This window comes from Brucella sp. (genome assembly GCF_032066345.1).
GTDB classification, from domain to species: Bacteria; Pseudomonadota; Alphaproteobacteria; order Rhizobiales; family Rhizobiaceae; genus Brucella; species Brucella pseudogrignonensis.
The window spans coordinates 1-10,862 of the sequence record NZ_DAMBKZ010000039.1 but is presented as its reverse complement, the minus strand read 5'-3'; the positions used below and the strand labels follow the sequence as shown (position 1 = coordinate 10,862).

The window sequence follows — 10,862 nt, the reverse complement described above, 5'->3', positions numbered from 1 at the left end:
CCATTCTGTCGCTTGCGACGATCGCCGCCCTCGGTGAGCGCCATATAGACCCCACTCAACAAATCTGTCAACGTTCATTCATAAAAAAATACAAAGTTTCTTTCCACAGACAAAACCAGGCAACTTTACCAAACATTAAGCAACCAAACCAGCATGATTCCAAACCAAAATCATAAAGCGCGCTCAATGCGCCCTCACCCAGCTCAACTCTCTATATAATAACACTCAGCGCCGCGGCGAGCTGAACCAGCCCATCCGCTCCGCAACATTATCCGCCAATGCACGCACCCGTGCGCCCATCGTCTCAACAATCTCCGGCCGAGCCTCAACCGCCATCATCGATAACGCAATCCCAGCCGATGGATGATTGGGTCGATCACAAATCGATGCCCCAATACAAAACATACCCTCTCGCAGCTGACCATCATCAACCGAATAGCCCCTCTTCTTTACGTCCGCTATTTCAGAACCAAGCTGCTTCAAAGATTGAACACTCGAAGGCGTAATAGGCGTCGGCCAATCGGAAGGGAGGTGGCGAGCAAGCTCCTGCTCAGACATTGCCGCCAACATCGCCTTACCCGTCGCAGTAAAGACAGCCGGTACACGCATACCAATACGGAACGTGATACCAAGCGGTGCAGAAGAGTTGCGGCAGGACAGATAGATGACTTCTGGGCCTTCAAGGTGGGAAAGCGTCAATGTATATGCACCAAGCTCTTCCGCTTCTGCCACCGCTTCATGAAACGCATCCACAATATCGCTGCTTGCCAGAAAGACATTGGCCCAGCGAACCGACTGCGCGCCCATTGTAAAGCTTCCATCGCTATTGAGCTTCAATAACTTCAAATGCGTAAGAGTCTGGCAAAGACCGTGAACACTGCTTTTGGGCAGGCTGGTCTGGCGAACGAGATCGGAAAGTTTGATGCCTTCGCGGCTCTCGGCAACGCAATCAAGAATTTGCGCTGCCCTGACCACAGCCGGAACCAGTTTCAAGGAACTTTCTTCATCGAGTACGGTTTTGTCCATATGCCCTCTTTGACCAATCGACAGGCGAATTGACTTTAGCGCTGTCGGCTGATTTATTCAGTATATCGTATGTCGTTCAATATAATGAACGACCGTCTGACGCAACATCGGGATGGAATATCAGATATGCTCGCTTTAAAAGACCCCTCACTGCTTAAATCGCAATGCCTTGTGGATGGAAACTGGATCGACGCAGCAGACGGCAAGACCATTGACGTAACCAATCCGGCAGATGGTTCTGTCATTGGCACCGTTCCTTCCCTCTCTGTCGATACTATTAAAGAAGCAATCAACGCTTCGAACAAGGCACTTCCGGCATGGGCTGCGAAGACCGCCAAAGAACGCGCTGGAATCCTGCGCAAATGGTTTGATCTGATCGTCGCCAGTGCAGACGACATTGCCCTTATCATGACATCGGAACAGGGCAAACCACTCGCCGAGGCGCGTGGTGAAGTTCTTTATGCTGCATCTTTCATTGAATGGTTCGCAGAAGAAGCCAAACGCGTCTATGGCGACACAATTCCGGCAACACAGCCCGACCAGCGCTTGACCGTCATCCGTCAGCCAGTCGGTGTGACCGCTGCAATCACGCCATGGAACTTCCCGGCGGCAATGATTACGCGAAAGGCAGCGCCCGCACTGGCTGCTGGCTGCACGATGATCGTCCGCCCGGCTGATCTCACCCCGCTAACCGCGCTTGCGCTTGGTGTTCTGGCTGAAAAGGCTGGCATTCCTGCAGGCGTTCTGCAGATCGTGACCGGCAAGGCCCGCGAAATCGGCGCCGAACTCACCAGCAATGACATTGTCCGCAAGCTTTCCTTCACCGGCTCGACCGAAGTTGGCCGCCTGCTGATGGCGCAGTGCGCCCCAACCATCAAGCGCATCTCACTTGAGCTTGGCGGCAATGCACCCTTCATCGTGTTCGACGATGCAGACATCGACGCTGCTGTGGACGGCGCGATGCTTTCCAAATATCGCAATGCCGGTCAGACCTGTGTTTGCGCCAACCGCATCTATGTTCAGCGCGGCGTTTACGACAAGTTTGCTGAAAAGCTGGCAGCGAAAGTGAAAGAACTCAAAGTCGGCAACGGCACCGAGCCGGGCGTCGTCATCGGCCCGATGATCGAAGAAAAAGCCATCACCAAGGTCAAAGCGCATATTGAAGATGCGGTTTCGAAAGGTGCAAAGCTCATCTCAGGCGGCAAGGAACTGGGTGGCCTGTTCTTTGAACCGGGCATTCTGACCGGCGTCACCTCAGATATGCTTGTTGCCAAGGAAGAAACCTTCGGTCCGCTTGCACCACTCTTTGCTTTCGACACAGAAGAAGAAGTGATCGCTGCTGCCAACGACACGATCTTCGGTCTAGCTGCTTACTTCTATACCGAGAACTTCAGCCGTGCGATCCGCGTCAGCGAAGGACTGGAATATGGCATGGTCGGACACAATACCGGCCTGATCTCCAACGAAGTCGCACCATTCGGCGGCGTGAAGCAGTCGGGCCTCGGTCGCGAAGGCTCGAAATATGGCATCGAGGAATATCTCGAAACCAAGTACATCTGCAGCGCCTACAAGCGCTGAAATTACGCTTAGCGACATTAAAAGGTGGCACGCATTGTTCGTGCCACTTTTTTTATTTATAGACGACGCAGACAATCCCTGGGTGCTTGCCCGCAAAAAATCCGGAAAACTTCATGCTGCGCCGACTCTATGACTGGACGATCTCGCTTGCTGCCCGAAAGTCTGCCGAATATTGGCTTGCTTTCATCGCTTTTGTAGAAAGCTCAGTGTTTCTGGTGCCAGCCGATGTGCTCTATCTGCCGATGGCGCTTGCCCGCCCGGAGCGAGCCTACCGCTATGCGCTCGTCGCAACCATCTTTTCCGTTCTTGGCGGCATAGCGGGCTGGTATCTCGGCTATCATGCCTATGAGCAGGTCGCAAAGCCTGTGCTTGAAATGTATGGCAAGCTCGACACGTTCGAGCAAATGCGCGGGACGACCAGCGCCGACATGATTCTGCTGATGCTCATCACATCAGGCCTCGCGCACCTGCCGCCGATCAAGGTTGTCACCATTCTGTCCGGTGCTGCGGGCATCAATATCTGGCTGTTCATCGCATCGGCCATCATTGCGCGCGGCGCACGCTTCTTCTTCCTTGCATGGCTGTTGAAGCGTTATGGCGAACCAATCCGCGGCTTTATCGAAAAGCGTCTTGGTCTGCTGGCTGGCCTTGTTGCCGTGGTGCTAATTGCGCTCTTTTTCGCGGTAAAGTATCTTCATGCCTGATTTTGCCTCAAGCCGGTCAAATTTTATTGCTTGGAGACGAAGCAGTATTTTTGATTATTAATAGAGCCAGTGTGGCGCAGGAAATTTCAAATGGCATTTGCACTTAACAAACCAGTCGGCAAAACGCAGGCTTGGACCGCAGGCATCATGACGGTGGGCCTCGCCGCAACTGTTGGAACGGCTTTAGGCTTTGAGCATCTGGCTGGCTTCATGCCCTGCAAGCTCTGCCTTGAAGAGCGCACACCTTATTATATCGGCGTCCCGGTTCTTGCAGCAGCCTTTATTTCCTATGTCTTGAAACTGCCGCCGGTGCTGATACGCGGTCTTATTCTGATCGGCGCGCTGCTGATGACCTTTGGTTTAGCGCTTGCCATCTATCACACCGGCGTCGAACTCAAATACTGGCCAGGACCGGCCGATTGCAGTGCGGCCACCATGAAGGTCACACTTGATGCAGGCAATCTGCTTGGCGATCTCAACGCGACCCGCCCGCCTGCATGTGACAGCGCGCCGGGCTTCTTCCTCGGCCTGTCATTTGCCGGATGGAACGTCGTCGCAAGCCTGCTCTTTGCAGCGATTGGCTACTACGGCGCTTTTGCAAAAGGTGGGAAGTAAGAGCGAATTCTGAGGAAGTTTTTCTTTCTTCGCAAGAGCTCAAGTATCTTGATCAAAAAACGGCAGGCCGTGGCGAAAATGGTGATTTTCGAGTACCGAAACGGAGTGTACTTTTGGGTACATGAGCATCGGAACGCAGACAAATTGCCATTTGCAGACCGGCATGGCGACTTTTGGAACAGATACTAAGGCTCCAATTCGACATCCCAGTAAAGAAAGTCGAGCCAGCTGTCATGGAGATGGTTGGGTGGGAAAAGGCGCCCATTGTTATGCAGATCCTGCACAGTGGGCTGGACCGGCTTCTGGCGCGGCCACATATGCGCGCTTGCCGGCATCAAGCCGCCTTTGCGCAGATTGCATGGGGAACATGCGGCGACCACATTTTCCCACGTCGTCTCGCCGCCATGGCAACGCGGGGTGACGTGATCAAACGTCAGATCATGCGGTGAGCCGCAATACTGACATTCAAAACGATCACGCAGAAAAAGATTGAAGCGCGTAAACGCCGGATAGCGCGGCGGCTTCACATAATCCTTCAGACAGATCACGCTTGGCAAACGCATGGAAAACGATGGCGAGGATACGACCTGATCGTATTCCGCCACGATATGCACGCGTTCAAGAAAGACCGCCTTGATCGCATCCTGCCAGGACCAGAGCGATAAAGGATAATAGCTGAGCGGCCGATAATCCGCATTGAGAACCAGAGCAGGCAAACCACTGCTCGAAACGGTTCGGGGAGAGACGGCTACATTCAAGGGCGCACCTCCTTCAGAGCAACTCCGAAAGGAAAAGTGCGAATGGCTTTCCGTACGGAATTGCGCTCTTCATCGAAGCGCCGCGCGTCCATTCTGGGCGCAACCTACAACGCTCCAACCTTGTAATAGCATTCCCAGCAAAAGTGCGAAGCGGTTTTGCGTAGGATAATGCGTAGAAACAGATGGTTACAGCGGGGCCACCGCTGTAAGGCGGCAGTGCGATAGGCAGGATACCAAGTTTCTGCGAATCGAAATGCCGTCATTCACCTGATGCAAATAATGTAATCCCGACGTGACAGCATTGTGAAGCAGAAACGCATTTATGTCCCCGGAAACACGCAACTTTTACAGAAGCGGCGCAGCCTCCCGTCCCTTGATCGCAGCGTAATATGCCCAGAACAAACGTGCTGCCACACCGCGCCATGGTGCCCACTCTTCCGCAAGCAGACGAAGGGCGGCTGCATCAGGTCTCGTTTCATGCGCAAAAGCATGGCCGACAGCCGTTTGCAACGCCACATCGCCAGCCGGAAACACGTCGGGATGACCAGCGGCAAACAGCAGATAGACTTCAGCCGTCCATGGACCGATGCCCTTGATAGCGGTCAACGCCTTGATCGCTTCTTCGGCAGGCAGATCGCACAGCCCATGCAGATCGATTGCCTCTTCTGCCAAAGCTTCACTCAAAGCAAACAGCGTTCTCTGTTTTGGTCGCGAAAGCCCGGCAAAACGCCATGCCTCTTCCCCGCCTGCAATATAAGCCTCCGGTGTCATCGGATTGATCGCCTGCTTGAACCGCGCCCATATTGCTGCTGCGCTTGCAGTTGAAACCTGTTGCGCAACGATAATCGAGGCCAGACTTTCAAAGCCCGGCTGAGACCTGCGAAGCGGAACAGCGTGGGACCGACTGCGGATATCAAGCAACCGTGCGTCGGCTAATCCCAGTGCTTCAAGCCCGGCTTCAATATCATCCAATGTATCGATCCGCCGCATCGCCTGGCCTTTCATTTCAGTTAGAGCGCCGTGCGTCCTTTCGGACGCAAAAAGGACGCTCTAAACTATCGAACCTACGCATCGTGCTTTCCGAAAATCGATTCCGATTTTCGGGCCAATGCTGTAACTGCAAAGTACCAATGCAATCAGATGACAATCAACTGACATGATCATGACCCAGCCCGTATATCGCTTCGCTCCAAGCCCCAATGGGCAATTGCATCTTGGCCACGCCTATTCCGCACTTCTCAATGCACAAATGGCACGGACAAGCGAAGGGCGCTTTCTGCTTCGCATGGAAGACATCGACACCGCCCGCTGCACACCGCAACTTGAACAGGGCATCTACGATGATCTCCACTGGCTCGGGCTTGAATGGGAACAGCCGGTACGCCGCCAGTCAGAGCATTTCGGCGAATATCGCAATGCACTGACCAAGCTTGCCGACAAGGGGCTCGTCTATCCCGCCTTTCTGAGCCGCACCGAAGTGCGCGAGATCATCGGCGAAGCACATGCCAAAGGCCAGGAATGGCCCGCCGACCCTGACGGTACACCGCTTTATCCGCAGGGCGAACGAAACTTGAGCGAAAAAGAGCAGATGGAGCGCATCGTCTCCGGTGCCCCCTATGCATGGCGGCTCAATATGGAGAAAGCGCTCGAGATGGCTGGCGAAACGCTGTTCTGGAACGAAATCGGCACCCAAATCAGCACTGGTCCCATTAAGGCAAATCCTGCGCAATGGGGTGACGTGGTGATCGCGCGCAAAGACACCCCCACCAGCTATCATCTTTCCGTCGTGGTGGATGATGCGCTGCAAGGCATCACGCATATCGTCCGCGGACGCGATCTGTTTCATGCAACATCCGTGCATCGGCTTCTGCAAAAGCTTCTGGGCCTGCCGGAACCGCTTTATCATCATCATGATCTGGTGCTGGGCGACGATGGTTTGAAACTATCCAAAAGCCGCAAGGATACGGCACTCAGCAGCTTGCGCGAACAGGGCTTTACGCCTGACGATATCCGCGCAAGACTGTCGCTGTAAAAACTATTTTCGCCGCAGCGTCACAGATGATGTGCCCGCACGCTGATTGACGAAAGCGCGCTAAAGCGGTTCAAAGACAGCATGATAGCTGGCACTGAAGGGTGCTGGCGGTGATTTTGTTTATTTTGAAGGAGGCAGAGCCATGGTTTCTCAGAAAGCCGGTAACTACGTTGAGATAGAAGGCTTGCGCGTTGCCCCTAAACTGGTGGAGTTTCTGGCCAAGGAAGCCGCACCCAGCACTGGCGTTGAACCAGACGCCTTCTGGAAGGGCTTCGCCGCCATCATCCGCGATCTCGCACCGAAGAATCGCGCCCTCCTCAAGAAGCGCGACGACCTGCAGGCCAAGATCGATGCCTGGTACAAGGACAATCGCGACAAAGGCTATTCGCAGGCTGACTATCAGCAATTCCTGAAAGATATCGGCTATCTCCTGCCCGAAGGCGGAGAGTTCAAGGTCTCGACCGCCAATGTCGATCCGGAAATCATGCATATTGCAGGACCGCAGCTTGTCGTTCCGGTCATGAATGCCCGCTATGCGCTCAATGCCGCCAATGCACGCTGGGGTTCGCTCTATGACGCGCTTTACGGCACCGATGCTATCTCGGAAGATGACGGCGCGGAAAAAGGCAAAGGCTACAACCCGAAGCGCGGCGAAAAAGTCATCGCATGGGCCAAGAATTTCCTCGACGAAAGCGCACCGCTCAATGCGGGCAAGTGGGCCGACGTCACCGGCCTTTCCGTCACGGACGGCAAACTCGCTGTAACACTTGCCGACGGTTCGAGCACCGCCTTGAAGGACGGCAGCCAGTTCAAGGGATATAATGGCGATGCGGCAGCACCAACCAATGTGCTGCTGGCCAAGAACAACATGCATGTTGACATCGTAATCAATGCGGACAGCCCGATCGGCAAGACTGACCCGGCGCATATCGCAGACATGGTTCTGGAATCGGCCGTCAGCACGATCCAGGATTGCGAAGATTCGATTGCAGCAGTCGATGCGGAAGACAAGGTTGCCGTCTACCGCAACTGGCTTGGCCTGATGAATGGCAAGCTCGAAGACACCTTCGAGAAGGGCGGCAAGCAGATGACGCGCCGCCTTAATGGCGACCGCGGCTATAAGGCTGCCGATGGCTCGGAACTCAGCCTCAAGGGCCGTTCGCTGATGCTGGTGCGCAATGTCGGCCACCTCATGACCAATCCGGCGATCATTGATGCCGAAGGTCACGAAGTGCCGGAAGGCATCATGGATGCCGCCTTCACCAGCCTGATCGCACTGCATGATATTGGCGCGAATGGTCGCCACATGAATTCGCGCGAAGGCTCGGTCTATATCGTCAAGCCAAAGATGCACGGGCCGGAAGAAGTGGCATTCGCCAATGAAATCTTCACCCGCACCGAAGAGCTGCTTGGTATGAAGCCGAATACGCTGAAAATCGGCATCATGGATGAGGAACGCCGCACCACGGTTAACCTCAAGGAAGCGATCCGCGCTGCCAAGGAACGCGTCGTCTTCATCAATACCGGCTTCCTTGATCGCACCGGCGACGAAATCCATACCTCGATGGAAGCTGGCCCGATGATCCGCAAGGGCGACATGAAGCAGGCCGCCTGGATCGGCGCTTATGAACAGTGGAATGTCGATATCGGTCTTGAATGCGGCCTTTCCGGCCATGCGCAGATCGGTAAGGGCATGTGGGCAATGCCGGACCTGATGGCTGCGATGCTGGAACAGAAAATCGCCCATCCGAAGGCTGGTGCGAACACCGCCTGGGTGCCATCGCCAACCGCTGCAACGCTCCACGCAACTCATTATCATCAGATTGATGTTGCAAGCGTTCAGGAAAAGCTGAAGAGCCGCCCGCGTGCCAAGCTCGACGATATTCTGTCGGTGCCGGTCGCCCCGCGTCCAAACTGGACGCCGGAAGACATCCAGCACGAAATCGACAACAACGCACAGGGTATCCTCGGTTATGTCGTGCGCTGGGTTGATCAGGGCGTTGGCTGCTCGAAAGTGCCGGACATCAACAATGTCGGCCTGATGGAAGATCGTGCAACGCTGCGCATCTCGGCACAGCACATCGCCAACTGGCTCTATCATGGCGTGGTTTCGGAAGCGCAAGTCATGGAAACGCTTAAGCGCATGGCAGCTGTTGTGGACAAGCAGAATGAAGGCGATCCGCTTTATCGTCCGATGGCCGCAAACTTCGACAAGTCGATTGCTTTTCAGGCCGCTTGCGATCTGGTTTTCAAGGGCCGCGAACAGCCGAATGGTTACACCGAGCCAGTCCTGCACCGTCGCCGGTTAGAACTGAAAGCGCAAGGCTAATCAGGATTATTCAGACAGAAAGAATGCGGCGGGAGAAATCCCGCCGTTTCTGTTTTCGAAATCGCTTGACTCCATTATAATAGATATTAATTCTAAGATAATGGAAAACATAAGTGAGCATCTCGACAACGCCATTGGCGAAAATCTGCGTCGCCTGCGCCTTGCGCAAGGTATGACACTGGATGCGCTTGGTGATGCGTCAGGTGTCAGCCGCGCCATGATCTCGCGGATCGAGCGTGGCGAAACCAGCCCGACCGCACAGCTTCTGGCGCGCATTTGTGCAGCGCTCGGCACATCGCTCTCAGCCTTCTTTGCCGATGCGGAAGCCCCAACCTCTCCCTTGCTCACGCATGATCGCCAACCAGTCTGGCGTGATCCGGATACGGGCTATATCCGGCGATCTGTTTCACCACCGGCAACCGGGTCGAATATCGACATGATAGAGGTCGAATTTCCCGCAGGCGCCAGAGTGACCTTCGCACCACAGGCGGCCAATGCAGGCATCACACAGCATTTGTGGCTCCTGAATGGGCAGATGGAAATCACCGTTGGAGCAACCACCTATCAGCTCCATACCGGCGACTGTCTTTATATGCCGCTTGCTGAAGGCATCACCTTTCATAATCCCGGCACCTCGACCGCCCGTTATACAATCGTACTCGAACGCCGTAGTAATCTCTGAAAGTACAATATGATTCGTGTCCTTAACTACGAAGACGCTGGCCCCTCGCTTCTCCCACTGGCAGAAATCCTGACCGATTGCGTTAATGATGGCGCGTCAGTTGGCTTCATGGCGCCATGTGAATGGCAGGGCTTCATCCCCTACTGGAACCGCGTCTTTAATGAAGTAGAGCGAGGCGACACGGCCCTTCTGGTTGCCGAGCATTGCGGCGAAATCGTCGGTACGGTTCAGCTTGGTCTCACACAAATGCCCAATCAGCCGCATCGTGCCGATCTTAAAAAACTGCTGATCCATCGTAAGGCGCGCGGCCTTGGTCTTGCACGCAAGCTGATGGAAGCCGTTGAAGAAGAAGCACGTAACCGACGCAAGACACTTCTCTGCCTGGACACCGCAACCGGCAGTCCCGCGGAAGCAATTTACACCCATCTCGGCTGGGAGCGGGTGGGCGTTATCCCGAATTATGCGCTTTATCCTGACGGCAGCCCCTGCGCGACCACACTTTTCTATAAAGGCCTCTGAAATGACCCTCACCATTCGCTTTGCCAACGAAGCTGACCTCCCTGCTCTGCTTGCGATCTACAATGATGCAGTCGAGAACACGCTCGCCATCTGGAACGAAACGCTCGTCGATCTGGAAAACCGTCGCGAATGGCTCAAAGCCCGCAACCGTGACGGCTTTCCGGTTCTGGTGGCCGAACGTGAGGAACAGGTCGTCGGCTATGCGAGTTATGGCCCTTTCCGTCCGTTTGAAGGTTTCCGCCACTCATCGGAACTCTCTGTTTATGTGGCAAGCAATGCGCGCGGCGGCGGTATCGGACGCGCACTTCTGGCAGAGCTTGTGGAAGAAGCACGCGAGCGTAAAGTCCATGTGCTGGTCGCGGGTATTGAAGCAGGCAATGCCGCATCCATCGCATTGCACAAATCGCAGGGTTTTTCAGATTGCGGCACGCTGAAACAGGTCGGCCAGAAATTCGGACGCTGGCTTGATCTGACCTTCATGCAAAAGATACTCTAATCAGCACCGTGCAATAGAAAGCGCAGCGGGCCATTGCCCTGCTGCGCTTTTTTTGTTTATACAGACGTATTCGCAAGGACCCGGTGAAAGCCCGGGTGGCTCTTCTGGCCGCCTATCCGCCAG

The 10,862-nt window shown here is 54.8% G+C and carries 11 protein-coding genes and 1 other annotated feature; of the genes, 8 read left to right on the top strand and 3 right to left on the bottom strand.

The genetic code is table 11. The features are described 5' to 3' along the window. Window positions 1-225: 225 nt before the first annotated feature. Window positions 226-1,026, bottom strand: coding sequence for an IclR family transcriptional regulator (locus RT142_RS24270; protein ID WP_313032123.1), 801 nt, complete (start codon window positions 1,024-1,026; stop codon window positions 226-228). Between the two features lie 126 nt (window positions 1,027-1,152). Here RT142_RS24270 and RT142_RS24265 point away from each other — a divergent pair, with 126 nt between their 5' ends. The 3 genes from RT142_RS24265 to RT142_RS24255 all read left to right on the top strand — a co-directional run bounded on the left by RT142_RS24265 (window position 1,153) and on the right by RT142_RS24255 (window position 3,923). After that, window positions 1,153-2,604, top strand: coding sequence for an NAD-dependent succinate-semialdehyde dehydrogenase (locus RT142_RS24265; RefSeq protein WP_313032121.1), 1,452 nt, complete (start codon window positions 1,153-1,155; stop codon window positions 2,602-2,604). A gap of 113 nt (window positions 2,605-2,717) precedes the next feature. Continuing rightward, window positions 2,718-3,308, top strand: a complete 591-nt coding sequence (locus RT142_RS24260; protein ID WP_105518882.1) for a YqaA family protein — start codon at window positions 2,718-2,720, stop codon at window positions 3,306-3,308. Window positions 3,309-3,398: 90 nt separating this feature from the next. Continuing rightward, window positions 3,399-3,923, top strand: coding sequence for a disulfide bond formation protein B (locus RT142_RS24255; RefSeq protein ID WP_064321018.1), 525 nt, complete (start codon window positions 3,399-3,401; stop codon window positions 3,921-3,923). 185 nt (window positions 3,924-4,108) lie between these two features. Here the strand turns inward: RT142_RS24255 and RT142_RS24250 are convergent, their stop codons facing one another. Both RT142_RS24250 and RT142_RS24245 read right to left on the bottom strand, forming a co-directional pair. Beyond that, window positions 4,109-4,681, bottom strand: coding sequence for an HNH endonuclease (locus tag RT142_RS24250; protein WP_007876487.1), 573 nt, complete (start codon window positions 4,679-4,681; stop codon window positions 4,109-4,111). 345 nt (window positions 4,682-5,026) lie between these two features. Continuing rightward, window positions 5,027-5,671, bottom strand: a complete 645-nt coding sequence (locus tag RT142_RS24245) for a DNA-3-methyladenine glycosylase family protein (protein WP_200637492.1) — start codon at window positions 5,669-5,671, stop codon at window positions 5,027-5,029. Window positions 5,672-5,843: 172 nt separating this feature from the next. Between RT142_RS24245 and gluQRS the strand changes: the two genes are divergently transcribed. The 5 genes from gluQRS to RT142_RS24220 all read left to right on the top strand — a co-directional run bounded on the left by gluQRS (window position 5,844) and on the right by RT142_RS24220 (window position 10,739). After that, window positions 5,844-6,713, top strand: a complete 870-nt coding sequence (gluQRS, locus tag RT142_RS24240; protein ID WP_313032118.1) for a tRNA glutamyl-Q(34) synthetase GluQRS — start codon at window positions 5,844-5,846, stop codon at window positions 6,711-6,713. A 142-nt stretch (window positions 6,714-6,855) separates the two neighbouring features. Continuing rightward, on the top strand, window positions 6,856-9,042 hold the full coding sequence (locus RT142_RS24235; RefSeq protein WP_313032116.1) for a malate synthase G: 2,187 nt from the start codon (window positions 6,856-6,858) through the stop codon (window positions 9,040-9,042). A 109-nt stretch (window positions 9,043-9,151) separates the two neighbouring features. Further along, the gene (locus tag RT142_RS24230; protein WP_313032126.1) at window positions 9,152-9,724 is read left to right on the top strand and encodes an XRE family transcriptional regulator; all 573 of its coding nucleotides are present in this window, start codon (window positions 9,152-9,154) and stop codon (window positions 9,722-9,724) included. Between the two features lie 9 nt (window positions 9,725-9,733). Further along, window positions 9,734-10,243, top strand: coding sequence for a GNAT family N-acetyltransferase (locus RT142_RS24225; protein ID WP_151563391.1), 510 nt, complete (start codon window positions 9,734-9,736; stop codon window positions 10,241-10,243). Between the two features lies 1 nt (window position 10,244). After that, on the top strand, window positions 10,245-10,739 hold the full coding sequence (locus RT142_RS24220; RefSeq protein WP_079212248.1) for a GNAT family N-acetyltransferase: 495 nt from the start codon (window positions 10,245-10,247) through the stop codon (window positions 10,737-10,739). A gap of 73 nt (window positions 10,740-10,812) precedes the next feature. Continuing rightward, window positions 10,813-10,862, top strand: a sequence feature (sul1 is cis-regulatory element that is thought to sense ions involved in sulfur or methionine metabolism; They are found in Alphaproteobacteria). This feature is flagged as partial in the annotation.